A 26,472-nucleotide genomic window follows, 5' to 3' on the forward strand; every position below is an offset into this window, starting at 1 on the left:
CGATAAAATAATCATATATACTGATGAACATTGAAAAAAATCCGTTAAAAGTTATACAGGACTATCCGGTTATCCCGGTTTATTATAACGAAAATGCACAAACCTGCATAGAAGTATTAAAAGCAAGTTATGCTGGTGGTGTGCGCGTGTTTGAATTTACAAACAGAGGGCAAAATGCGCTACAAAATTTTAAAGCTTTATTGGCATATAGAAATGAACATCTGTCAGATATGCAGCTTGGAATAGGAACTATAAAGACTGTAGCACAGGCCGAAGCTTATATAGAACTTGGCGCCGATTTTATTGTAAGTCCTATTGTACGTGCCGACCTTGCCAAAATAAGCGCTGCACACCATATATTGTGGATACCGGGTTGTATGACACCAACAGAGATTAATCTGGCTGAGGAACTTGGGGCGCCGCTTGTTAAGCTTTTTCCGGGAGATACTTTGGGTACTGGCTTTTTAAAAGCTATAAAACCACTTTTTCCTAATCTTAAATTTATGCCAACTGGTGGTGTTGATGTAACTAAAGAAAGCATAGACAGCTGGTTAAGCGCTGGCGTAACTGCTTTGGGATTTGGTTCTAAACTATTTCAACAACCGGAAAATGCAAATGACTATAACTGGCTAACAGAACGCTGTCAGTTGTTAATGAGTCTTGTTCATAAAAAATAAGAGTTAAAAAAGAACGCTCACCGGTTTAACTGATGAGCGTTCATTAAATCTTATTTTTATGTTAGTTAATGTTCTGGTCGCTTTAAAAGAAAAGCCAATCTTATTTTTTCTGGTCATCCCGATCGTAAAGGTCGATCAGTTTACTCTGTAACCTGATTACCGAATTTTCCAGCTGACTGATTTTTTCCTTTAACTGTGAGACTACTTGTTCCTGCTCGCTTACCCCTTCTTCTCCAATATCTAAAAACTCTCTAAGGGTTAAATTGTGAACTTCTGCTATCTGATTTATTCTGCTGAAGTTAGGGTCTGTAATTCCTGTTTCAAGCTTAGAATACGCCGGGATAGATATTTCCAACAGATCAGCCATTGCTTTTTGGTTAACTCCCTTTTTCTGGCGTAAGATTCTAAATTTTTCACCTAAAGTTTTCATAGTCTATAATCTATATCTTTGTGAAGTTTTTTGTATAATAAATTTAAGAATTATTTAATAAAATATTGTAATATTCTTATAATATTATGAAACAAATTATTCAAATCATTTATTGGTAATTAAAATATTATCTTTTGACCCAATAATTTCAGATTTTTAGAAAATATTGGGAGAGAGAAAAAAACTATTTTTTATTCTGTCTGAAGATAAATGCTGCCATCATCAATGCGACAGATAAGCCTGAGAGGCCAGGAAAAGAAATAAACAAAAACAATACTCCACAAACTACACCAATTGCAACAATAAAGAGAAAGCCCTGCAGGAAAGTATCCATCTTAAAGGCCGCTATGAATGCAAACAAAATAAAGGCTAATGCTAAAATATTTATAAACATATACAAAGATGCATATTCAATGTTAAGTTAATGTTAACAAGGGTGTATTTTGCAATAATGTGAACAAAAAAACATTGCTTATTTTATTCCTATATTTTCTATAATCCCCATTTTGACTACAAAAAGCACACAAACGTTTGTTTAATTTTAAATCATTGTACCAAAACAAAGAGAGAAGCCAGATTTTTATTGAATTGTTAAAGTTTATTCTAATATTTGAATATGATGACTGATAAACCAACAACTATTAAGGAAATAGCTAAAATGCTCAAGGTTTCGGTTTCTACAGTTTCAAGGGCATTAAATGATCATTCAAGTATAGGTTTAACTACAAAAATGAGGGTCAAAAAGCTTGCTGAAGAACTTAATTATGAGCCCAATCAGAAAGCAATACAATTTCTACATGGAAAGTCTTACGTAATTGGTGTGATTTTGCCGGAGTTATCTGAATCATTCTTTTCTGCGGCCATCAGTGGCATTGAAGATATTGCATACAAAAGAAATTATACGGTTTTACTGGCGCAGTCACATGATGATGCGGATCGGGAAAAACTACTTGTGGAAAAAATGAAAACCCAGAGAGTTGACGGTTTACTTGTTTCGGTATCCAAAACAACGAGCACTTATGAACATTTTGATAATTTTAAGAAGTTAAATATCCCTGTTGTTTTTTTTGATCGTGTCCCTCCTGTTAAAGATATACATTATGTGGCTTCTAATCTGGAGACCGGTACTTTTGAAGCAGTGAACTTTCTTTTAAAAAAAGGGCATCGTTCTATTGGAATGATCAATGGACCTCAGACACTTGTGGCAAGTCATGAAAGGAAAGAAGGTTACATAAGGGCAATGCTATCTAACCGTTTAAAATTTGATCCCTCTTTGATGATCAGTTGTGATCTGTCTGAAAAAGGAACTGTTGAGGTAATGGACAGGATGCTGAACCATAAGCGTAAACCCACTGCAATTGTTACTTTTAATGATTACGTTGCCCTGTTCGCTATGCGCTATGTTAAGTCTCTTAACCTTCAGCAAATTGATTTTGTGAGCTATGCAAATCTTCCGATCATTAACTATATGGATTATATACCTATTGCTTCTGTAGAACAGTTTCCTTATAAACAGGGTAAAAAGGCGGCAGATATATTAATTGATCTGATCAATAAACCAAAAAATGAATCGGCAACTGAACAGGCCTACTTCCATATAGTTGTTGAATCCGAATTGGTTTTAAGTAGTAAGCGGTAATTTTGCGCAAACGTTTGCACATCTTATTAGCAACATAAATAATTAAATTTGGGTCAATAATCAATATACTAAACCCATGTTCGAAAATATTCTAAGCCATTATGGCCTTGATTTGAATACGACAAATATTCAGCCATTTGGTGATGGTTTGATCAATCATACCTGGATGGTCGTTACAAATAACAAAAGGTACATTTTGCAAAAAGTAAATAGCGAGGTCTTCAAAAAGCCATCAGATATTGATGAGAATCTTTTACTATTAAAAAAATATTTGCATAAGACACATCCTGAATATTTATTTGTATCACCTTGCAGTACAAAAGATGGAGCTTCTTTGATTAGTAATGAAGCTGGCTATTTTAGGTTATTCCCTTTTATTGAGGGTTCTACTTCACTTAATACATTGAGCAGGAAGGATGAAGCCTTTCAGGCTGCTAAACAATTTGGGATGTTCTCAAAGCTACTGGCCAACTTTGATGCAAAACAACTCAATATTACCATTCCTAATTTTCATAACCTGATATTAAGGTACGATCAATTTACGGAAGCATGTAGACTGGCGCCTAACCCAGAAAGGCTACAGAAAGCAGCCGATGAGATACATTTTATCAATGCCAATGAGGAAATTGTGCATACCTACCGGAAGATTTTACAGAATAAAGCCATTCCTTTAAGAGTAATTCATCATGATACAAAAATTAGTAATGTATTGTTTGATGCACACAATAAAGGCATATGTGTAATTGACCTGGATACAGTTATGCCAGGTTATTTTATAAGTGATGTTGGAGATATGATGAGGACTTATCTGAGCGAAGCTGGTGAGGAAGAGACGGATTTCAGTAAAATAAGCATCAGGAAAGATTTCTTTAGCGCAATTTACGAGGGATATATGAGTGAAATGAAAGAAGTGCTGACTGATGAGGAGAAGGAATATTTTACCTATTCTGGAAAGTTTATTATTTATATGCAGGCCATTCGATTTTTGGCTGATTACTTACAAAATGATATTTATTATGGGGCAAAATATGAAGATCATAATTTCAACAGGGCAAAGAATCAGATTGTATTGTTAAAAGAATATATTAAAGTTGAAAAAGAACTGATCATTGATACGCTTAAGGTGGATTTTTAATTAAATTTGAGTGTAAATGTTTAATCATCAGGCATTATGTATAAATCTAAATTTAAGCTCGCTCTCCACTGGCTGCTGATTACTTTAGGATTCTACATATTTTGGGTTCTCAGTTACCTTATCTTAACTAAGTTTGCAACATCTGAAGTCAGCAGGTTCCATCACAGTAAGGAAAGTATATGGGACCAGTTGACAGCGGCCGATATTTTCTGGTATATCATGTTTGTTTTTGGAGTTGCATTGGTTACCTATGTAATCAAGCAATGCATAAAATATGCACCAAACAGAAGAATAGCGGCTCTGCTTTATGCATTACTTATTATAGTATCTGTAGGAATGTTAGTAGATAAGCTGATAGAAACAACTACATTTCTATATATTATTCCTCATTTTATTATAAATATTGTTTTTCTTTTTCCAATAGCATATGCCCTTTTTAAGGCTACTGGAAAAGTCGAAAACGATGTTTGATCAAATTAAAACAAATATTTTGTACTCAGGAAATTGGAACTATTGCTGTCTACAATTTCATTGATCAGGTGTTTGTTACTCTCATTTAATTTAGTAGCCACTAAAGAGCGGATAGAAAACGACCTTAAGGCATCAATTACAGATAAGGTTCCTTCTGCGCTATCTTTCCTGCCTGTAAACGGAAATACATCCGGTCCGCGTTGGCATTGGCAATTGATATTAACCCTGCTTACCTGATTAACCAGCGGATCAATAAGCGCAGCGATTTCTTCATCATCATTGCTAAAAATACTCACCTGTTGTCCATGTGTAGAATCAATAAGATATTGAATGGTTTCTTCCAGATCATCAAATGGTACAACTGGTATTACAGGTCCAAATTGCTCCTCTGTATACAACTTCATGTGCTTATTTACAGGATAAACAATTGCAGGATATACAAATGATTCACAGCTATCTCCCCCATTGTCGTTCACAATCTTAGCACCCTTAGCTACTGCATCAGCTATACAGTCTTTAAGGTAAGCCGGTTTTTGTGGCTCCGGTAAAGGAGTTAAAGAAACACCTGTTTCCCATGGCATACCAAATTTAAGTTCAGCGACTGCAGCGGAAAGCTCTTTCAGAAATACGTCGGCCAGGCTTCGGTGTATAAAAACGATCTTAAGGGCAGTACACCTTTGTCCGTTAAAAGACAATGACCCCAATACAGTTTCCTGTACTGCCAGGTTAATATCAGCTTTTGCGGTAATTATTGCGGCATTTTTGGCATCTAAACCAAGGATTGCCCTTAACCTGTTAACTTTAGGGTGTAACTTTTTAAGTTCATTGGCTACCTTGCTTGATCCAATTAATGTTAAAACATTAATCTGACCAGATTTCATGAGATCAGGAATAATTTTATTTCCCCGACCGTATATGGTGTTTACTACTCCTTTTGGAAAACAATCCCTAAATGCTTCCAACAGTGGGTAATGTAACAGCGTACCATGCTTAGGTGGTTTAAACAGCAAGGTATTTCCCATGATCAACGCAGGGATCAGTGTGGTAAAAGTTTCATTTAAGGGATAATTAAATGGCCCCATGCACAATACCACACCTAAGGGTGAACGTCTGATCTGTGCCACAATTCCCTGCTCTATGCTGAATTTAGAAGATTGTCTGTCTAAGTCTTTCAGCGCATCAATTGTAGCATAAATATACTCCACTGTACGGTCAAATTCTTTGACAGAATCGGCATATGATTTACCTATTTCCCACATTAACAATTTGACAACGATGGCCTTCTTTTCAATGATTTTATGCGTAAACTGTTCTACGCAATGGATCCTGTCTGCTACACTCATAGTTGGCCACTCTCCTCTTCCGTTGTTGTATGCGGCTACTGCAGCCTGAAGTGCTTCATCAGCCTCTTTTTCACTACATAAAGGATATGTTCCTATTAACTTTCTTTCCAGTCCCTTTTCTGTTCTAATACAAACAGGAGATAGAACTTCATGTACCTCACCATTCCAGGCGCGCATTTCACCATTAGTCAGGTATTCACGCTGGTGTATTTCTTCGGATAATTTAAACGCTTCAGGGATCTGATTTTCTGCTACGAAAATAGAATCGAGCTGATTTTTTGAAAACATTTAGATCGTATTAGATATTATTTAACAATTAGAGGTTGGTAATTGGTCTGTATTTAGGCACCAATGATTTCATGACTGTCCACCCAATTAAATAACAAACGGAGCATATAGAAAATACAATAAAATATCCTGCTTCCTCTCCCTTAAAACCCATGAATACCATTTGAGTCTGACCGGCATGATCGAACAATAAACCTGAGCCCTTGTTAATAAAAAAGGCACCTATACCACCGGCCATACCTCCTATACCTGTAACTGTTGCTATTGCTTTTTTAGGAAACATATCTCCTACAGTTGTGAAGATATTTGCAGACCATGCCTGGTGTGCTGCACCGGCAATACCGATAATAAGTACCGGTATCCAGTAAGTAATCTGCCCCAGGGGTTGTGCCAATAAAGCAAGCAGAGGGAAGAACGCAAAAATTAACATTGCTCTCATTCTGCCCTCGTAAGGGTTCATCCCCTTTTTTTCCACAAAATAAGTAGGCAACCACCCGCCGATGATAGAAAGCAATGTGATCATATAGAGTACAAAAAGTGGTAGTGCACTTTGTGTAGAATCCATTCCATATACTGAGCTCAGATAAGCTGGCGTCCAGAAAAGGAAAAACCACCATACCCCGTCGGTCATGAATTTACCAAAGGCGAATGCCCATGTTTGGTTATGTTTCAAACAATCAATAAAAGAAGCTTTGGTAGTTGTTTCTTCTACATAGTCGACCAGTTTCCTATCGGAGATCAAGTCTTGCTGTATATATTCCAGTTCAGCTGCATTCACTTTAGGGTGTAATTCAGGTTTATGATAGATAAATACCCAGAAACCCATCCATACAAAGCCTAGTGCTCCTATAATTATAAATGACATTTCCCAGCCCCATTTTGCGGCAATAAAAGGAATGGTAATTGGCGCAGCAAGCGCGCCCACTGTTGCACCTGCATTAAAAATACTGGTAGAAAATGCCCGGTCTTTTTTAGGGAAATATTCGGCTGTAGCTTTAATTGCTGCTGGAAAGTTACCAGCTTCACCAACAGCCAGGATAAAACGTGCAAAAATGAACAAAGTAACGCTTACCGTAATGATCATTGCTGTATTATCAACCAAGGCCAGTGATTGTTTTGCACCTTCAAAACCGACCATCCAGTTGCCGGTAATCATACCTGATGTAGCTATTCCACAAAATGCGTGTAAACAGGCACCAATAGACCATATTCCGATAGCCCATAGAAATCCTTTTTTGGTATCAAGCCAGTCTACAAAACGGCCGGCAAATAACATAGAAACTGCATAGAAAATAGAAAAAAGAGCTGTAATGTTACCATAATCATTGTTTGTCCAGTGAAATTCCGGAGCAATAAAATCTTTCCATGTTAAGGAAAGAACCTGCCGGTCCATATAATTAATTGTAGTAGCAAAAAATAACATGGCACAGATTGTCCATCTGTAATTCCCCCTTTTAGTCTCTTTCATTATATTTGGTTTTGTTTAATTTGTATGTGATTGAAATTTAAATTTTTGCTCGTTGTACTTTACAATGTTTTCAGGGCCTCAATATATGTAATTCCCGTTAATTACCCGTGTCAAAAATTCTTTACGTAACTTATTTCTATTAAAATCTACGCCATTACTTTTAATTGTTTTTACCTGTAACCTGAGCAATTCTACAGAATAATTATAAGTAAAAACAGTCTTCTTTGGAAAATATTTACGCAATCGTTATCGTGATTATGTGCTTTTGGATACTCTTTTGGCTATTTAATAAACATTATTAACATTTGCTTATATAAGTGGAACGATATAGACTTTATTTCATAAATTTATACATGCATTTAAAAGACACATTATTAAAATATGCTTTCCTGCTTGTTATTTATTGTGCAGGAGGGATTTCTCTAGGCTATGCCCAGGAAAAAACGGTTTTACTTGATTATTTCTTTAACCATGAAGTAAAAAAGGACAAATCGGGAAAAGAAGTAAGGTTCCATTATACCTGGGAGGATCAGACCCTGAACGGTTTTTCTATGCTAGGGGATCTGTTCATAAAGGAAGGATTAAAGATAAAAAGCCTGGATGCCGCCCCTACTGCATCTAATCTTAAAGGAAATGATATCTATATTATAGTCGATCCGGACAATCAAAAAGAAAGTCCCAATCCAAACCTTATTGGCCCCGGTCATATCAAGGCAATAACAGATTGGGTAAAGGCCGGTGGCGTGCTTGTAATCTTTGCCAACGATAGCGCAAATACCAATCTAATACAGTTAAATGACCTTTCTAAAAAGTTTGGAATAACTTTTACCAATCAAAGCAGGAATATGGTGAAAAATGGAAAACTTGAAATGGGCGAAGTAAATGTTCCAAATGACAATACGGTTTTTCCTTCTTCGAAGAAGTTTTATTTAAAGGAGATCTCTGTTCTTGGCGTTAGGCCACCTGCAAAAGCCTTAATTACGGAGCAAAATGATGTTATAATGGCAACCGCCAGATATGGAAAAGGAACAGTATTTGCCGTTGGAGATCCATGGTTATACAATGAATATGTAGATGGAACCAGGATCCCTGCAGAGTATGAAAATTATAAAGGCGCTGCTGAACTGGTAAAATGGCTGAAAAAGCAGATTCCTTAACAGCCATTTTATTATTTTTTTGCAGATAAATAAAATCCGCGACTATAACCGGATGGGTATTCATCGATATAAAGAATCTGCTCACCATCAATATATGGTGGGAAATCAGCAATTACATCGTAACCTTCAGCAAAATGGCTCAATAGTTTTTCCTGATTGAAAAACCAGGAAGGATAAGAGGCCGGATAAACTTCAGGAGGAACGATCTGTAAGGTCAGTCGGTCTTCTTTTTCCTCATGAAAAGCGGTTCTGTCAAAAAGAATAAAGTCAAAATGATATGCGGCAAGTTCTTTAAGAAAAATATGAGGTCTTTCAAGATACTGTACAGAGCTGGAAATCAATACAAAATCAATGTTTTTATCCTGGATACATTGCGCTATACTGTTATAGAATTTAAGTTGACCATCTTCAAAGTTAGCCTTACCGGATGCTACATAATGCTCTTGCTCAACTACATTCCAGGTTGAACATACGCCGGGATTCAAAAATTCTTTGATCTGGTAATAAGTACTGCCCAATGAACCTCCAAAATCAATCACATGAAGCGGAGCACCCTTTAAAGAAGCACTATGCTGTAAAAAAGTAAGAAGAGGAAATGGATACTCTTTTTTATCAAAAATTACAGAATCACGCTCGTAAACAGCTTCACCGGATTTTACTTTTAACAGCGCATTTTTGGTTCTTTCTAAAATAATCCCCGAATCGTACCCGTCTGCTTCTTTTAATACATCTGCCCAGGACAAATAATTACCAAACCAGCCATACTTAGGCTGGTTATCTGACTTAAATTTCCCGAAAATACCTTTGAACATATAAAATTGATTATCTATTTATGGTTCAAGACAAATACTTATTAAAAAAGTCCTATACCAGCCCTGGTATTTCTACCATTTCATCAACTTCTTTTTGATAGTCGACACCAGCCATATCGAAGCCGAATAAATTCAGGAAATCTTTTTTATAACCCGGCAGATCACCTATCAATGGCAGGGTTTCATCGGTTGCTTCTGCCCATAAGGTAAATACCTTATCCTGAACATCGCTACGCATTTCCCAATCATCTATTCTGATCCTACCCTGCTCATCAGTTTTGGGCTCATGTCCGGTATAGAGCCTTTCGGTAAATAGCCTTTCCATCTGTTCTATGCAGCCTTCATGAATGCCTTTTTCTTTCATTACTTTATAAAGAAGGGAGATATAAAGTGGAATTACAGGTATCGCAGAACTTGCCTGTGTAACCAAAGCCTTATTTACAGAGACAAAAGCCCTTCCGTCGATGTCTTTTAATTTATCGTTGATGGTAAACGCAGTCGCTTCCAGGTGATCTTTCGCACGGCCAATGGTACCTTTACGATATACCGCCTCAGTTACAGATGGACCAATATATGAATAGGCAACTGTTTTAGCTCCTGTTGCGAGCAAACCTCTGGATTTCAATGCATCCATCCACATTTCCCAGTCTTCACCACCCATTACGGCAATTGTATTTTCTATTTCTTCTTCATTAGCCGGAACAATGGAAATTTCAGAAACTACCCCCGTATGAAAATCTACAGTTTTATTGGTAAATATATCCTCACCAATCGGCTTTAGCACAGAACTATGTAACACGCCGGTTTTAGGGTGCATCCTTTTTGGAGAAGCAAGGCTATAAATAACCAGGTCTATTTGCCCTAAATCTTTTTCAATCAGATCCAGCGTTTTTTGTTTTACTTCATCAGAAAAAGCATCTCCGTTAATGCTTTTGGCATATAAACCTGCTTTTAGTGCCTGATTTTCAAAGGCGGCGCTGTTGTACCAGCCTGGTGACGCTGTTTTACCAGGGGCCGGCGGTTTTTCAAAAAAAACACCTACTGTAGCCGCGTCTGAACCAAATGCACTGGTGATCCGGGAAGCCAGTCCGAATCCTGTAGAAGCTCCTATGACCAATACTTTCTTAGGGCCATCAATTGGCCCTTTAGATTTTACATAATTAATTTGGTTGATTACATTTTGTTCACATCCTTTCGGGTGTGCTGTAAGGCATATAAACCCACGCATTCTAGGCTCAATAATCATAAAGCATTTTTATTTTGGTTAGTAATAATATAAGGAAGGATTAACATCATGGCAAAATAACCATTGTTTTTACATATTATCAAGAATTTCCCGATAAGTTTCCATCACACGACCAAAACAGATCTTCAACCATTCTGTATATTCTTCGGGATGGGCCTGCAGATCATTTAACAATACCTTCATTTCCAAATATTTATACGCTGCTACTTCAGCAGGATTGGGAACTGGTATACTGTCGCTTAGGCCAAAAAAAACATGATCATATTCATGTTCATAAATTTCATCTGATAAGGCCGCTTTATAGATAAAGTGAAAACCGTAAATAAGGTTACAATGCATCCCCATTTCTTCCTGCAGTCGCCTGTTGGCTGCATCAATAGTAGTTTCTCCATGTCGGGGGTGACTGCAACAGGTATTTGTCCATTTACCACCTGAATGGTATTTATCATTGGCCCGCTGTTGCAACAACAATTCTCCTTTGGTATTAAAAATAAAAACAGAAAAAGCACGATGCAGGCAGCCTTGCAGGTGTGCCTCCATTTTTTCCATCAATCCTATTTCGAGGTCATTTTCATTAACCAATATTACTTTTTCAGTCATTACAAGGTTCTATTTATATTAAAAGCTAGCGTACCAGTTTATTATATAATTTATGGAGTGTTTCGTGAGCATCAGCACTAAGACCCGCGTGGGCCCTGGAAGTTTGTAAAACTGTACTACGGGTTGCTGTCAACCAGCGGAACCTGGAAGCTATATCTAATTTACCAATGGTTCCAGCATCACTACCTCCCATACAAATGCGTTTAAATGCATTTAGGTTTTCTTCAAGTACGGAAACATCCAGATCTGTGCAAAAAATATTTAATTTTTTCAGGTTCAGCTCAAACATAACCTGTAAGAATTTTTGCTTTGGACAGTAGACCACGACGCCCACATTCATGAATTCTTCGCGTTCTACCCTTGGCACGACACGGATGACAGCATATTCAAATAAGTGTTTCTCTTGCATTTTGTGCCTCTTTAACAAAAATTTCTGAATTGGCCACTCTTGTTTCCAAAAAGTGGATATACGCTTGCCTGTGTTCAGTTAGCGTTTCAAAGGAATACTCCTCAACCAGCCATTCATCGGGGATCAGGTGTACAATATCAGCAATAAGGCCAGGTGTAAGCAACTGACGGAATTCCCTGTCAACGCTTTCCAGTTCTGTCGCCATTGGCAACATTACATGATCTTTTATCAATACAAATGGACGTAAGGCCTGTTCTTTCCAGTTTTGCCAGGAATGATGAAAATACAAGGATGCGCCATGATCTATTAACCAGAGTTCTTTATGCCAGATCAGCATATTGGTGTTTCTGGCTGTGCGGTCCATATTTGTAAGTAAACAATCCAGCCAAACAATTTGCGAAGCTGTTTTTGCATCAATTACAGTTACAAGCGGATCAAAAGTAATTGCACCAGAAAGATAATGTAAAGCCAGGTTAAGTCCTTCGCTTGCCCGCAACAGGTCTTGTATTTCTTCATCAGGTTCTATCCGTCCAAATGCTTCGTCTAACGAAGCAAATACAATTTCTGGAACCCGGAAACCCAATGCCCTGGCAATTTCACCACCAATAATTTCAGCAATCAGTGCTTTTACCCCTTGCCCCGCACCTTTAAATTTAAGTACATATAAAAAACCATCATCTGCTTCTGCAATTGCTGGCATAGACCCACCTTCCCTTAAAGGAGTTACATACCTGGTCACGTTAACACTGCGCAATGTTAGCTGGCTATCGCTCATATCTTTATTTAATATTGCTATTTAATGGCTAAAGATAACAATCTTTTTATTGAGCAACCGAATAGCTTAGTCGATATAGGAGACCGATATTTTTTTTGGAAGTGGTTCAGGATTACTTTTTTTACCGTTGTAATAATAAATGCCAGCGGCTTTAAAATATTCCAGGTGTGTATTTAACCTCAGCTGAAAATCATTAAAATTCTTTTTATTGTCTGTAGTCCAGGCAGCTTCTGCCAGCGCAGTTATCCTGGGAAACAATAAATAATCCAGACGCTGGCTACTGTTTACCGTCTCCGTCCACAAACAAGCCTGAATGCCCATAATATTTTTTTCATGATGAGCAGTTTCAGGAACCTGTTCATGAGAAAAGTAATATACTTTTTCAATCGGACTGTATTCGCCTGCTTTCCACCTTCTGCCGGAAACAGCTGTGCTGTCTTGCACAAAATCAAAATATAAAGGTATTCTTGGTGTCAATACAACCGAAAAGCCTTTATCCAGTGCGGTTTTTAGCACCTCAGGCTGATCATGCCTCCACCAAAAAACCAGGGTATTTTTTGGTGCCAGATTGGTTTCTGTTACCTCATCCCAGGCCAATACTTTATTGTTCAGTTTAGTCAGAGAATCAGCCATTCTTTTAATAAAGTAATGTTCAACCGCTTTGAGGTCTTTCAGGCCCATGGTTTTCATTAAATGTTGTACATCAGCATTGGTATTCCATTTTTTATTTCCAAAGGCAACTTCATCACCACCAATATGGATCATCTGCGATGGGAAAAGTACATCCGTTTCCTTTAAAATATTGGTCAGGTACTGATAAGTCCCTTCTTTACCAGGATTAAAAGTAAACTCGGGATATTTATCGGTTCCACCCCCACTGTATTCAGGATAAGCCATATTTGCAGCGGTTGCATGACCAGGCATATCTATTTCTGGGATAATCTGGATGTGTCTTTCCGCTGCATAAAGTACCAGCTCAGCGATGTCTTCCTGACTGTAGTATTTTGCCGGGGCATAAGGATTAAAATAGTTTCCTATGCCGCCTATTAAAGCTAATTTAGGATATTTTTTAATATCTAAACGCCAACCCGGCTGGTCTGTTAAATGCCAGTGAAAACGGTTCAGCTTATAAAAAGCCATCCAGTCTAACAACTGCTTAACTTTTTCTTTTCCGAAAAAGTACCTTGATTCATCGAGCATAAGCCCACGCCAGCCATATTTAGGTGCATCGGTTATTTTCCAGCATTCAATGGATTGTCCGGCCGACTGTCTGATCAATTGCAATAAAGTACTGATCCCATTAAACAGGCCATCAGTAGTTGAAGCGCTGATGCTGATATTTCGGGCATTCATTTCTAACTGGTATTCCTCTGCCTTAATCGTTTTTTTAGGACCAAGGTTTAATACTATAACAGATGAACGCTGTCCTTCTTCTATACTAAGGCTCAATCCCTTATACTTGAGCAATTCCTTTTGCAGGTAATGGGCCAGTGGTTCAAGTACCGATTGGTTAACCTGTATTGAGGTTTGATCTGTAAGCTGAAAACTTCCGGTAGTTTTGGTAAAACTGGCTGGTAAAGGTATAACCGGACACGATTGTTGGGCAGATGCACCCAGCCATGTATATAGAAATAAACACAATAATATTTTTTTCATATCAGTATTGATCTTATTTGATATTAAAACTTCCTGTTAATCTTATGTCTTCACTTGAGGCACCAATCATCACCTTAAAAGTTCCGGGTTCAATTACGTGCTGCATCTCGCGGTTCCATAATTTCAGATCATCAGGAAACAAAGTAAACTTAAGGGTTTTGGTCTCATTTGGTTTTAAGCTGATCCTTTCAAATCCTCTTAATATCTTTTCATAGGTGGTTACCGTACTCAATACATCCCTGATGTATAACTGCACTATTTCATCACCTTCAAGCTTTGCAGTATTGGTAATGTCTACACTGATACTGATGTTGCCGTCTTTTTCCTGTTCAATTGGACTGATCTTTAGATTGCTATAAGCAAACGTTGTATAACTTAGGCCAAAACCGAATGGATACAGTAAACCTTTAATTTTAGCCAGTTCACCCTCATCAGTTTGTGCATTAGGTTTAGAGGGAAAATTTAAAGGCAGCTGCCCTACAGATTTGGGAAAAGTAAGTGTTAACTTGCCCCCAGGGTTATAATCACCAAATAAAACATCAGCAACTGCAATTCCTCCTTTTACGCCAGGATATCCTGCATATACTATACCGTCGATATATTTATCTATCCAATTTATGCCCATAGGTTGTGTACCTATCATTACGGCAACAACCGGTTTTCCAGTTTTTTGAATGGCTTTGATGAGGTTTAACTGGAAACCAGGAAGTTCAAGTGTTGTGCGGCTTTTGTTTTCGCCTGCTGTTTTGGTATTGCCCCCTAAAACTACTATTGCTACGTCTGCTTTCATAGCTGTGTTAACAGCATCTTCAATCAGGGCTATAGCTGTTGCATCAGGATCTTCCGGAAAAATCTCGCTTTCCGGCCAGTTCTTGTCTACCAGCTCGCAGCCCTTGGCATACCATACCTTATCTGCTCCAATTTTATTACGGATACCTTCCAGTATGTTTGTACTTTTAGATTGAAGCGGGCCGTAATGCGTATGTGCGTAATCATTGTCGGCAGCATTTGGCCCTATTACAGCAATCTTTTTTAAGGATCTTGAAAGTGGCAGGATTTGATTATTGTTCTTTAACAGCACAATACTTTCTTTAGATGCCTGTAAGGCAACTGCCTGATGGGCGATACTGTTTACCAGTTTTTCTGATGCTGCTGCATCTTTTACGTAAGGCTGGTCAAACAGGCCTAGCTTAAACTTTACCCGCAAAACATCTTTAACCCTGCTGTTAATTGTTTCTATGGGGATGCGTCCCTCATTAACCAGTTGCCGCGCATAAATAATGATGCTATCTGGTGGCCGAAAGGTAGTTCGCACATTTAATCCAGCCATAAAAGCCTGAAAAACGGCTTCTTTTAAATTGGCTGCAACATGATGCTTATTGTATAAATATTCAAGTGCATCGCTGTCACTTACCACATATCCACCAAAACCAAAATCCTTTCTTAAGCGTTGTGTTAGCCAGTATTCACTTCCGGTAATGGGAATGCCATTGTAATCATTATAGGAACTCATCACCCCCATTATTCCGGCTTCCTGTATCACTTTTTTAAAAGGATAAAGCATGATGTCTTCTACTTCACGGGGTGAAACCTGAGGATCTGTTCTGGCAAGTCCCTCTCTTGCTCCTTTGTTGGCACTATATACTGCAAAATGCTTAGCTGTTGAGGCAATCTGGTTATTCTCCTGCATACCCAGGGTCATTTCTACACCTAGACGGGCCACCAGGTAAGGATCTTCACCATATACTTCTTCCAGTCTTCCCCATCTCTGGTCCCTTGCCACATCAAGTATGGGGGCATACACATTGGTATAACCCAATGCCCTTGCTTCCTGGCCGGTGATTCTACCCATTTTCCTGATCAGGTTCCTGTTCCAGGTCATACCCATGTTTAACTGGGTAGGGAAACCTGTGGCCTCGTAAGCTTCCACCCCTCTTATCCCCTCATTGGTAAAATCTACTGGTATTCCTAAACGGGTTTGCTCTATAAAAAAACGCTGCGTTTCATTCATAGCCCATACATGTTTTTTAATATCAGTTACCAGTTCTGAGGTACTGGTTACACCCCAGGTTAGAAAGCCGTTCAAATGTTCGTCAATATTTGCAATCCCATCTTTCCATATTGCCGTTTTCCATTCTTTTGTAGGTAAAGAGTCTTTCAATACACGTTTCCAGCCATATAGAGTGGCCATCTGACAGGTTTTCTCTTCCAGTGTCATTTGCGACAGCAGGTTGTCTATTCTTGCATTTAAAGGTTGGAGCGGATCTTCATAAATATCCTTTTTTCCATTTTTATTCAGATCGATCCAGCCTTTGCGATAAATTGGTGGATCGGCCTTAAAAGATGAGATGAGCGTTGTGAGGCTAACAACAACAATAAGTATGGGTAAGTTGCTGATTGAACGGTTCTGCATGCTAAAAAATTAATAAGGCTAAGATAGCGCTTTTCAGCGCTATCTATAGCTTCTAGGGGGTTATTGAGAGCACTATTTCTTTAACATCGCTGACTGATCCATATACACTGGTATTACTTACTACAAAGGTTACTTTATAAGTTCCCTCTTCTGTATAGCTGTAAGGATAGGTTAACAATTGAGTGGTCATGTTTTGGATGGGCACGCCTATATCTGTTCTAGCCCCTGCGGTTATGCGGTCCCTGAATTCATACATGCGCCCCGTCTCGCCAGAATAAAAAGTTATGTAGTTTGAATTTCCTGAAAATGTGAAATCAATTTGTTCGCCAACTTTAAAAGTTGTTTTACCCTGTGCAATGGCAACATTAAAATTGGGGGCAACTACCTCCTTTTTGTTGCATGCTGATAACAGCAGGAAAAGTACAGGCAATAATAGTATTCTTTTCATTTTTATTAATTTAATTGTCTGCTGCATATTAATATCCTTCATTTTGTACCATAGCTTTGTTTAACGACATTTCCAGAATTGGAATTGGGTACAACAAATGTGTTGCAGTAACCCTTTGTGCAGCATCCCTTGCATTTTTATAAATGGTAGTGGTCATGGCAGCATAAGTAGTAAACTCGGTAGCGGTGGCTTGCATGGTATTTACAAATATTCCCCACCTGATCAGATCAGACTTGCGTAAACCTTCAAAACACAGTTCACGTGCCCTTTCATCCTGTATCACTTTTAAAAATGCAGCTTTACTTAGTGAAATTGCCCCCGGATAATCGGCATTAGCCGGATTGGTTGCCCCTGCTAATAATTTGCCGTAACCACGTCTTCTTACTTCGTTAAGGGCATTAACCGCAGTGGCATTTGGCCCGTTATTTACTTCATTTTCTGCTTCGGCCAGCATCAGTAATACATCAGCATATCTGAGTATCTGGAAATTGGTTGACGTATAGTTTTTATTTTTAGGTGTTACCACTTCGTATTCACGGCGCCATTTAGCACAATTTCTTGCATAAATATTGGTAGCGGCAATATTCGCCTTTACACCGGATGCATTTAATGTATAGGTAGCTATTGCCCAATCTCTTCTAAGGTCACGTTTAGATGCATCAGTGGCATTATATTCATAAGACGTGTATAGCTTTCTGGTTGTGCTTACAAAGCCGTAAGCAAAACCAACTGTAGGGATCAAATCTGTAGATGCAGAGCATTTCACACCGTTCTCGTTGCCGATCCGTCCACCTTCTCTAAAAGCGTCACTATTTGATCCGTATAATTCAGCTTCAAAAATGCTTTCCTTTATATCGTACTGATCTTTACAAAGGTTTATAAAAACCTGGCTGTAATCTGGATTTAAAGCATGTTCTCCATATTCATTCACTTTTGCAGCCCATGTAGCAGCATCTTTAAATTTAGCAACGTCATTTAAGGGATAACCAGCCATGTTAAGGCACACTCTGGCCAAAATACCACGTACAGCGGATTTAGAGACCCTTCCTCCGAAACCGATATCAGAAATCTTTTTGACCAATCCTTCCGCTTCAACCATATCTTTTAGAATCTGATCATAAACCTCCTTAACAGAATTACGTGGAATATTAACATTGTTTATAGAGGTGGTTGGTGTCAGCTTTAAAGGTACACCACCCCAATTCTGTACCAGGATAAAATAATAAAAGGCCCGCAGAAAGAGAGTTTCACCTTTAACAACAGATTTTTTGCCCTCGTCCATATTTGCTTTATCCAGATTGGCCAGTAAAACGTTTGCCCGTTCTATGCCATCATACAGGTATCTCCATAGATCCCGTATCGTAGCATCATCGGCACCAAAATTATAATAGAAAGGTCCGGTTGGAAAGGAAGCATAAGAGAAGAATGACTCATCTGTACTGACTGCATGGCGAATGGGCAATTGTCCGCCAAATGTCTGCTCCCGGCTTAAAATATCATACACTCCGTTCAATGCAGTATTTACTTCTTTTTCATTATTAAAATAATTTTCGGGGGCAACAAATGATGAGGGTACTTTATCTAAAAATTTCTTGCAACCAGTTGTTGAGCATATAATTGCCAAAAAACTTAAAAGAATTATTTTTTTCATGTCCTATTTAGTTTAGGTAATTGTAATTGTATAATTAAAAGGATAAACCGGCGCCAAAAGTAATGGTACGCGCACGTGGATAGGCTGAATAATCAAATCCAGGCGTTAATGCGGTTCGTTTAACATTTACTTCAGGATCTGAACCAGAATAATTAGTCCAGGTAAATAGGTTTTGTGCAGACGCGTAAACCCTTAAGCCTTTTATTTTAACAGTGTTTATTAGGGTTTTAGGAAGAGTATAACCTAAGGATACCGTCTTTAGCCTTAAGAATGATCCATCTTCTACAATTCTGGTTGAGTAATTGTATCCATATTGTCCACCGGAACGGTGCATGGTGGTATTTGTATTTTCGGGTGTCCAGCGGTCCTGATAAGTTGCATATTGATTCAGGAAGGCTTTGTTTCCAGCTTCAAATATAAGTTTGTTGGCATTTACAATATCATTGCCATAAGACCACTGTAAAAATACACCGAGGTCAAAATTCTTGTATTTGAAATTATTGGACATACCACCCTGATGTATTGGATAAGCACGACCTATTACAGTCCGGTCAAAATCATTCACTACACCATCACCGTTAATATCCCTGTATTTGATATCTCCTGGCCTGATCGAGGTTCTGGCATTACCATTTGTAGCAATTTCAGGTTTCAAAAGATAGGTGGTTGGTGTTGGCTGAGTAAAATCATCAAGCTGATAAACACCATCCCAGATGTATCCGTAAATCTGCCCTATGGGTTGGCCAAGTTTCGCAATATATAGTGGAACAGCACTATAAAAACTATCCCAGCTAATGTTACTTGTCAAGCTTTCCTGGTTTTCAGTAAGTTCAATAATCTTGTTTCTGTTAAAGGCAATATTGAAGCTGGTGGTCCAGGAAAAATTTTTATTTTTAATATTGGTGGTATTAATTGAAAACTCGAAACCTTCATTTCTGGTGGCACCAATATTTTTAAATGCACTTACATACCCGCTTGTATAGGGCAATAAGGCATTTAACAGTAAATCTGTGGTGTTTTTACGATAGTATTCTGCAGTAAAACCTATTCTGTCTTTCAAGAACCCTACATCCAGCCCAATGTCTGTTTGTTTTGTACTTTCCCATTTTAAGTTCGGACTTCCCACATTTGTAATGTTTATGCCCTGGGCCAATCCGTTATTGAAAGAATAATAAGAATTAATCGGATAAGTCATTTGGGCAAAGCGGTCGCCATCTCCAACCCTGTTATTGCCTGTAATACCCCAGCTTAATCTCAATTTGGCATCTGAAAGAAAGGAAATATTTTTCATGAAGTCTTCATTGATCAATTTCCAGGCAATAGCTCCCGAAGGAAAATAACCCCATTGATTGCCCGGGCCAAACTTAGATGAACCGTCTGCACGCATCGAGGCAGTAAAGAGATACTTATTTTTATAACTGTAATTTACCCTTGCCAAACCAGAAACCAACGCCCATTCAGAGTTATAGGAAGTCACAGGTTGTGGAGTTCCCGAGGCCAGGCCACTTAAGCCAAGTGCTTCGTTAGGCAAGGCATTTGCAGACAGACCGTAGTATCCATATTTATTACCATTTAAGGTAAATCCACCAATTACATTGAGTTTATGGTTTTTGTCAAACTTCTTGTCGTAAGTTAAAATGTTCTCATTTGACCAGGTAGTGGTCTCAAAATTTGTGATGCTACCATTTGGTCCGTTCGTGAAAGGGTTTGAGGGACTTCCACTATAAGTATTTGAGTTGTTAAAAGACTCTGCACGTCTTTGTACCCTATTTATTCCACCGCTTATCCTCAGTTTAAGTCCGGGTATAAAAGTATACTCTGCATATCCGTTTCCTACAAAATTTCTTGCAAAAGTTTGTCTCAATTGATTTTCCGCAGTCATGATCGGGTTAAACCGATAATCTGTAGAAGTATTTACAAAATCATCCGAAGGTTCTTCTATTACATCTTCAGGCAATACACCAATAGGCGTTACAGGTCTGTATCCCCAAACACTATATAAAAAATTGTTCATTGAAGAATTGGCGGCAGTTGAAGTTGCCGAACCAAAAGTTTTAGAACTTGTATAAGTAAAGTCTGCCCCTACTTTAAATTTATTATTTACAGTCTGGTCCAGGGTCATCTTGGCTTGCTGGCGTCGGTAACCGGAATTTATAATTGTCCCATCCTGCATAAATATTTGTCCTGACAGGGAATAACGCGTTTTCTCTGTTCCGCCCGACATCGATAGAGAATGGCTCTGCATTGGCGCCGTTCTGAAAAGCTGACTTTGCCAGTCTATTCCCTTTACATTACGGTAATCTTCCAGTGTATATTTATACCCTATAGGTGGGTTTGTAGGGTTAACAGGATCTGCGATTGGTCCCAGATACGCATTTTTAAAATCAGTAGCCGTAATTTCACTCTGCAATTTTAAATATTCATAAGGGCTCATCAATGGTACTTCATAAATGTTATTCTGAATGCCATAAGAACCATTGTACTTAATAACAGGCAAACCCACTTTACCCCTTTTGGTTGTTATGATAATTACACCATTTGCTCCTCTTGCACCATAAATAGCACTTGCCGAAGCGTCCTTTAGTACATCAATGGATTCGATTTCTTCAGGGTTAATGGCATTGTTGTCAAAATTTTCGGTAGGAAAACCATCTATTACATATAAAGGCGAATTGTCCTGCGTCAAAGAATTTGCTCCCCTGATGATGATGTCGATACCAGATCCTGGCTGCCCTTCAGATGAGGTTACCTGTACACCTGCCACGCGACCAGCCAGCGCCTCATCAAAAGACCTTACTGGTGCCTGTTGAAAATCACTGATGTTAACCTGTCCAACAGAACCGGTTAGGTCACTTCTTTTGGCTGTACCGTAACCAATTACCACGACTTCATTTAATTTAGACTGATCTATATCCAGGCCGATGGTTAATTGTTTCTGGTTGTTAACAGCAACCTCTTTAGTCAGAAAGCCTATATAGGAGATCACAAGTATTGATTTTGAATCTATACCTTTTAGCTCAAACTCTCCGTTGCCATTAGCCGTTGTACCTTTTGTTTCACCTTTAACCCTTACATTGGCACCAGGCAAAGGTTTCCCATCACCGTCCAATACCTTTCCCCTGATGTCTATTGTTGCAACGTACTGGTTTATGGGTGTTTTGCTTGATTTAATCACAACAGTTTTATCCTTAATTGAATAAGATAGCTGTTGGTTTATAAATAGCTTTTCTAAAGCATCATCGATAGACACGTTCGAAAAGTTGACATTTACAGCTTTGGAATTTGCCAGATCCGTATCTTCGTAAAGAAAACTAAACCCACTTTGGGCCCTGATCTTTTTTAATACTTTTTCCAGTTGCGCATTCTTTTCAGAAAGCGTTATTTTCTGACCATAGGTTGCAGCACTTACCTGCAGTATTGCAATCGTCAGCATTGTTATTGTTAATCTCATAACCAGCAGGAATTTCGTTATATAGCAATGAGGTTTAAATAAAATCTTTGTAGAAATTTTATACATTTGATTTAGTTTTGGTTATTATAAATACTTGTTTTGCGACATTTTTTATACCACCTGAACATTTTGTCAGGAGTGTTGGTAGCACTCCTGATTTTATATACTGGTGTTCCTGATTGTGCGCTAAGGGGCTCGTTTGGATTTTTTCATTTCTGTTTTATTTTATATTTGGTTTATTCTTATTTACTCGTTTATATAGCGCGTTACTTTTATTTTACGTTCCTCAACACTGAACTTTACTTTATTGGTCATTTCCAGCATTTGTAAAACATCGGAAACATTTGAATATCTCGATACAGTACCCGTAAACCTCATTGAATTTACATTCCCTTCATATTCCACATCAACATTATACCACCTGGAAATTTTGCGCATAATTGCCGTAATGGGTTCACTCGAGAACATAAATTCGCCGTTTTTCCAGGCGATGGCCTGCTCTGTTTCCACTTCTTTTACCTGTATACCCGATGCGCTTAGAACAGATTCCTGCCCCGGTTTTAGTATCTTTTCAAATAATACCGAACTGACATGTACTGCTCCTTCTATCAATGTCGTTTTTACCACAGGTTCGTCACCATAGGCATTAATGTTGAAATGTGTACCCAGCACTTTTACATCCTGGTTTACACTATGCACAATAAATGGTTTGGCCTTATCCCTGTACACCTCAAAATAAGCTTCCCCCTTCAGTTCAACGGCCCTTTCTTTTAATGTAGCAAATGAAGTAGGATATTTTAGCGATGAAGCTGCATTTAGCCAGACTTTAGAACCATCGGGGAGTAATATCTGGTATTGCCCGCCTCTTGGGGTTTCAATGGTATTATAGACATTATTAGCTGCAGGGTCATTAACCGATGATAGTTTATAAACCAGCTGCCCGTTTGCAGCTTTGGTGATTTCTACGCCTGCCTCTTTAACTATTGTACCATTGTTCAGCTCGGTAAGCGCAATCCGTTTTCCATTGCCCAGCGTTAAGTATGCTACATTGCCACCTGGCGCAATACTTTTATTTGTGCTGCTCAGGCTTTCTTTTCTAGATGAATTTGAAAGGAAATAACTGGTAACGGCCGATAAAGTGACCAGTATTAACGATGCTGCAACATATTTATACCATGCAGCAAATCTTTTTGGTCTGTCCGAATTTATATCAGTGCCCATAGCCGCAATATCCCGGTCCATCTCTTCTTCCAGCAAAGCATCCATTTCATGGTTACTTATCATTCCAAATAAGGACTGCAATTCTTTTTCAGACGCTGCATTTTTTGCATAACGCTGAATCAATTTTCTTTTATGGCTTGAGTTTTTGTCTTGCATATCCTGAATCGGTTTTAGCCCTTTTACTGATATGACGATTAAGGCATACCCACAGGGTACCCCTCTCAATAAAATAAAATTCAGGTACGCATTAAAAACTTGATAATAAGATAAATAGAATGCTCATTGAAATCCCCAGTTCCGTTTCAGCAGCAGTACGTAAAACCTTCATCGACCTTACCATGTGTTTTTTTATGGCATGCCGGGATATGCCCAGAATTGCGGCCGCCTCATCATAGCTTTTATATTGTTGTCTACAGAGTTTAAAAACTTCCTGGGTTTGCGGGGGCAATCTCAATAAAGTGTTATCAATAAAATTGAGATATTCATTGTATTGCTGATTTTCCTCTGTGATATTGTTATCTAATGGATAAGCCTGAAGAATTAAATTCATGGCCGTTTGTTCAACTGCAGCCCGTTTTAAAAAATCGAGACACTGGCGTTTGGCAATTGTAAACGCATAGGCATTAAATGAGTTGATGGTGCTCAGTTCTTCTTTATTTTCCCAGATTTTTAGAAAAACATTCTGACAAATATCATCAGAGAGTTGGGAAGACTTTAAATATTTTTTAATAAAAAGATAAACACGCAAACGATAACGTTCATAAATAATTGTAAAAGCCTCTTCATTGCCAGAAGATACGAGTTGCAATAAGGAATGTTCAGCTGTGTATCTCATTTTAAAGCATTCGGAGCGGCTTTTATGGTAAAAAATTCACTTGCAAAATATTGATAATATTTTAAAAATCTTATATTGAACTTAAAATTCAATGTTAAATTTTATTTAATTATATTAATTTTTATTTAACCTAGCGTATTTATCCTTGTTTTATTATTTTAAATTCACCTATTCCTCTTTTGTTTGAGCGTATTACATACAAATTATTTTATAAATTGCTTTACAATTAATTATATTAGCTGCTTATACTTATCAACGCTTAAAATCTAAATGAAAACACTTCGTCTTATCTGCGCCTTCTTGCTTCCTTTTTTCCTTATTTCTGCCTGTAAAAAAATACCTGTAATTCCTGAAAATAAAACCAAAGCCCTTATGGGTAAACGATGGAAAATGACCGCATATACAGAAGATGGAGTAAATAAAATGACAGAAACCTATGATGCATGTGAACTGGATAATATTGAGATCTATGCTGCTGGCGGTAAATACATGATGGATGAGGGGGCAACGAAATGCGACGATAATGATGAGCAGATTCAGGAAGGTGGCAAATGGGAAATTAAAGGTGACAAACTCATCCTTTCTCATGAAGCTCTTGATATACAACTCCAATTTACTATACTGGAGCTGACTACCACAACTTTAAAGTTTTCATTAAGAAATCCGTTTGGTTCTGAACTTTATATCTACACCTATACTGCCCAGTAAAACAATAGTTACTTATTTATAGATTAATAGTTCTATAATGACTCTTTATAGATTAATTATTCTATAATTTGTTTTTATAGAGTAAAATATCTATATTTATAATATATTAAGATGAACTATGAATGCACAGGCAGTAATCACAGGAGATATTATCAACTTCACCCGGCTGAATGCGGCAAACAGGAAAAAATTGATTGAAGATACAGAGCTGCTGCTTAAAAGATGGATAAAAGAAAAGCAAAATGCAGAGATTTTTCGCGGCGATAGTTATCAGGTACTTTTTGATGATATTTTTGAAGCCCTCACAAAAAGCATACAACTGATATGCTGGTTTAAAAAGCATTCCGATGAAAAGAATAAAATATATTTAAGTACAAGAATTTCTATAGGTATTGGAGCAGTATCCTATCGAGGTAAAAATGTACTTAACTCGGATGGAGAAGCGTTTCATTTATCGGGCAGGAATTTTGATACCATGAAGGAAGGAGAATTTTTAACCATTCATACCAATAACGAGCGAAAGAATGCAGGAATTAAAATCATACTTAGCTTCATTAATAAATACATTGCCAACTGGACGATGGCACAGTCGGAAGTGATTTTTCTGCTTTTAGAAGGTAAAACCCAACAGGAAATAGCAGAATATCTATCCCTCTCTCAGCCTTCCGTTAACAGCAGGTTAAAATCTGCAGGTTGGAAAGAGTTTGAACCTACAATGAGATATATTGCAGAATTAGTAAAACAGGAATAATGGAATTAAATTTATTATTGAGACTCCTGGTAGCACATTTGCTTACAGATTTTATTTTTCAGCCAAAAAGCTGGGTAAAAGACCGTGAAGAAAAGCAAGGTAAATCCATTAAACTATATCTTCATGTACTTGTTACAACTGTATTTGCCTATATTTTTTCAGGTCAGTACAACAATTGGGTCATTCCTCTGGTCATATTTGTGAGCCACCTGATCATAGACTATATCAAATCCAAAGTAAATAAGGATAACTTTAATTATTTTATTGCAGATCAGCTGGCACACCTGCTGGTCATAGTGCTACTTTCTGTGTCTTTCAGCTGGAACTGTAAGGCTGTACTGTCTTTTGCAAATGATACCTTCGGAAATTATAAGTTCTGGATACTGGTGGCAGGTTACCTGTTTGTAAGCTGGCCACTTGGTATAATTATAGGAAAGGCCACGCAAAAGTGGCGCGATCAGATTACCAGGGAAAGCATCTTAAATTCGGCTCCCACATTGCCAGGGATTGATATTTCAGAGCCTGCAGAAAATCAATCTGAAGAGCAACCCCAGCCTCTAGCCGAAGTAATTAAAAGCGGTGAAGAGCAGGAACTTGGACTGGCCAGTGCCGGTAAATGGATCGGCATTTGTGAACGGGTCATGATCTTAACCTTTGTTTTGATGGGTCAGTACACCGCAATAGGATTTCTTATGACAGCAAAATCGATTTTACGGTTTAGCGAAAAGGAAGCCAATACACAATTAAAAACAGAATACGTATTGGTAGGAACCCTGGTCAGTTTTGCAACATCAGCTATGATTGGTGTACTGATGAACCTCACTTTAAAGTAAAATTCCGTTTAAACATAGGCGATAAAATCTCATAAACCGAAGAAGTCTATTTTCT

General features: G+C 38.0%; 23 protein-coding genes. 8 read left to right on the top strand and 15 right to left on the bottom strand.

The window, feature by feature from the left end:
• Positions 1-23 precede the first annotated feature (23 nt).
• Entirely contained in the window at positions 24-677 is a 654-nt protein-coding gene (locus tag PHEP_RS11235) for a beta/alpha barrel domain-containing protein (RefSeq protein ID WP_015808082.1), read from the top strand.
• Positions 678-777: 100 nt separating this feature from the next.
• On the opposite strand, the gene PHEP_RS11240 is transcribed toward PHEP_RS11235, so the two are convergent.
• Positions 778-1,107 (bottom strand): helix-turn-helix domain-containing protein, encoded by a 330-nt coding sequence (locus PHEP_RS11240; protein WP_015808083.1) that lies wholly within the window; start codon positions 1,105-1,107, stop codon positions 778-780.
• A 616-nt stretch (positions 1,108-1,723) separates the two neighbouring features.
• Between PHEP_RS11240 and PHEP_RS11250 the strand changes: the two genes are divergently transcribed.
• The 3 genes from PHEP_RS11250 (at position 1,724) to PHEP_RS11260 (ending at position 4,352) form a co-directional block, all read left to right on the top strand.
• Entirely contained in the window at positions 1,724-2,746 is a 1,023-nt protein-coding gene (locus tag PHEP_RS11250; RefSeq protein WP_015808085.1) for a LacI family DNA-binding transcriptional regulator, read from the top strand.
• Between the two features lie 76 nt (positions 2,747-2,822).
• Positions 2,823-3,881 (top strand): phosphotransferase enzyme family protein, encoded by a 1,059-nt coding sequence (locus PHEP_RS11255; RefSeq protein ID WP_015808086.1) that lies wholly within the window; start codon positions 2,823-2,825, stop codon positions 3,879-3,881.
• Between the two features lie 36 nt (positions 3,882-3,917).
• Positions 3,918-4,352 carry a hypothetical protein gene (locus PHEP_RS11260; RefSeq protein ID WP_015808087.1) on the top strand — a complete coding sequence of 145 codons (435 nt, stop codon included), beginning with the start codon at positions 3,918-3,920 and terminating at the stop codon, positions 4,350-4,352.
• Positions 4,353-4,357: 5 nt separating this feature from the next.
• Here PHEP_RS11260 and PHEP_RS11265 read toward each other — a convergent pair whose 3' ends face one another.
• A complete protein-coding gene (locus tag PHEP_RS11265) occupies positions 4,358-5,983 on the bottom strand; it encodes an NADP-dependent glyceraldehyde-3-phosphate dehydrogenase (protein ID WP_015808088.1) in 1,626 nt (541 codons plus the stop codon).
• Positions 5,984-6,011: 28 nt separating this feature from the next.
• Positions 6,012-7,451: an MFS transporter gene (locus PHEP_RS11270; protein WP_015808089.1), complete on the bottom strand. Its 1,440-nt coding sequence runs from the start codon at positions 7,449-7,451 to the stop codon at positions 6,012-6,014.
• 353 nt (positions 7,452-7,804) lie between these two features.
• On the opposite strand from PHEP_RS11270, the gene PHEP_RS11275 reads away from it, so the two are divergent.
• Positions 7,805-8,608 carry a DUF4350 domain-containing protein gene (locus tag PHEP_RS11275; protein ID WP_015808090.1) on the top strand — a complete coding sequence of 268 codons (804 nt, stop codon included), beginning with the start codon at positions 7,805-7,807 and terminating at the stop codon, positions 8,606-8,608.
• Positions 8,609-8,619: 11 nt separating this feature from the next.
• Here PHEP_RS11275 and PHEP_RS11280 read toward each other — a convergent pair whose 3' ends face one another.
• The 12 genes from PHEP_RS11280 to PHEP_RS11335 all read right to left on the bottom strand — a co-directional run bounded on the left by PHEP_RS11280 (position 8,620) and on the right by PHEP_RS11335 (position 24,125).
• The gene (locus tag PHEP_RS11280; protein ID WP_015808091.1) at positions 8,620-9,420 is read right to left on the bottom strand and encodes a TIGR04325 family methyltransferase; all 801 of its coding nucleotides are present in this window, start codon (positions 9,418-9,420) and stop codon (positions 8,620-8,622) included.
• A 52-nt stretch (positions 9,421-9,472) separates the two neighbouring features.
• Complete coding sequence (gene fabV / locus PHEP_RS11285) at positions 9,473-10,666, bottom strand: enoyl-ACP reductase FabV (RefSeq protein ID WP_015808092.1); 1,194 nt, start codon at positions 10,664-10,666, stop codon at positions 9,473-9,475.
• Positions 10,667-10,735: 69 nt separating this feature from the next.
• A complete protein-coding gene (idi, locus tag PHEP_RS11290; protein WP_015808093.1) occupies positions 10,736-11,266 on the bottom strand; it encodes an isopentenyl-diphosphate Delta-isomerase in 531 nt (176 codons plus the stop codon).
• 25 nt (positions 11,267-11,291) lie between these two features.
• Positions 11,292-11,675 carry a DUF3037 domain-containing protein gene (locus PHEP_RS11295; RefSeq protein ID WP_015808094.1) on the bottom strand — a complete coding sequence of 128 codons (384 nt, stop codon included), beginning with the start codon at positions 11,673-11,675 and terminating at the stop codon, positions 11,292-11,294.
• The gene (locus PHEP_RS11300) at positions 11,653-12,450 is read right to left on the bottom strand and encodes a HipA family kinase (protein WP_015808095.1); all 798 of its coding nucleotides are present in this window, start codon (positions 12,448-12,450) and stop codon (positions 11,653-11,655) included. The genes PHEP_RS11295 and PHEP_RS11300 overlap by 23 nt, the downstream gene beginning before the upstream one ends.
• A 66-nt stretch (positions 12,451-12,516) precedes the next feature.
• Positions 12,517-14,106, bottom strand: a complete 1,590-nt coding sequence (locus PHEP_RS11305; protein WP_015808096.1) for a beta-N-acetylhexosaminidase — start codon at positions 14,104-14,106, stop codon at positions 12,517-12,519.
• Between the two features lie 13 nt (positions 14,107-14,119).
• A complete protein-coding gene (locus tag PHEP_RS11310; protein ID WP_015808097.1) occupies positions 14,120-16,519 on the bottom strand; it encodes a glycoside hydrolase family 3 N-terminal domain-containing protein in 2,400 nt (799 codons plus the stop codon).
• Positions 16,520-16,571: 52 nt separating this feature from the next.
• Complete coding sequence (locus PHEP_RS11315; protein ID WP_162141651.1) at positions 16,572-16,967, bottom strand: DUF5017 domain-containing protein; 396 nt, start codon at positions 16,965-16,967, stop codon at positions 16,572-16,574.
• Between the two features lie 28 nt (positions 16,968-16,995).
• Entirely contained in the window at positions 16,996-18,618 is a 1,623-nt protein-coding gene (locus tag PHEP_RS11320) for a RagB/SusD family nutrient uptake outer membrane protein (RefSeq protein ID WP_015808099.1), read from the bottom strand.
• Between the two features lie 34 nt (positions 18,619-18,652).
• Positions 18,653-22,069 carry a TonB-dependent receptor gene (locus PHEP_RS11325; protein WP_143715731.1) on the bottom strand — a complete coding sequence of 1,139 codons (3,417 nt, stop codon included), beginning with the start codon at positions 22,067-22,069 and terminating at the stop codon, positions 18,653-18,655.
• 246 nt (positions 22,070-22,315) lie between these two features.
• Positions 22,316-23,446, bottom strand: coding sequence for a FecR family protein (locus PHEP_RS11330; protein WP_015808101.1), 1,131 nt, complete (start codon positions 23,444-23,446; stop codon positions 22,316-22,318).
• Positions 23,447-23,537: 91 nt separating this feature from the next.
• Positions 23,538-24,125, bottom strand: a complete 588-nt coding sequence (locus PHEP_RS11335; RefSeq protein ID WP_015808102.1) for an RNA polymerase sigma factor — start codon at positions 24,123-24,125, stop codon at positions 23,538-23,540.
• 372 nt (positions 24,126-24,497) lie between these two features.
• Here PHEP_RS11335 and PHEP_RS11340 point away from each other — a divergent pair, with 372 nt between their 5' ends.
• From PHEP_RS11340 to PHEP_RS21635, 3 genes are all read left to right on the top strand, one after another.
• Positions 24,498-24,833, top strand: coding sequence for a lipocalin-like domain-containing protein (locus PHEP_RS11340; protein WP_476703999.1), 336 nt, complete (start codon positions 24,498-24,500; stop codon positions 24,831-24,833).
• 118 nt (positions 24,834-24,951) lie between these two features.
• Positions 24,952-25,584, top strand: a complete 633-nt coding sequence (locus PHEP_RS11345; protein WP_015808104.1) for a hypothetical protein — start codon at positions 24,952-24,954, stop codon at positions 25,582-25,584.
• Entirely contained in the window at positions 25,584-26,417 is an 834-nt protein-coding gene (locus tag PHEP_RS21635; RefSeq protein ID WP_015808105.1) for a DUF3307 domain-containing protein, read from the top strand. Before PHEP_RS11345 ends, PHEP_RS21635 begins: the two co-directional genes overlap by 1 nt.
• The last annotated feature ends 55 nt before the right edge of the window (positions 26,418-26,472 follow it).

Origin of the sequence: Pedobacter heparinus DSM 2366, assembly GCF_000023825.1 — a bacterium.
Lineage (GTDB): Bacteria > Bacteroidota > Bacteroidia > Sphingobacteriales > Sphingobacteriaceae > Pedobacter > Pedobacter heparinus.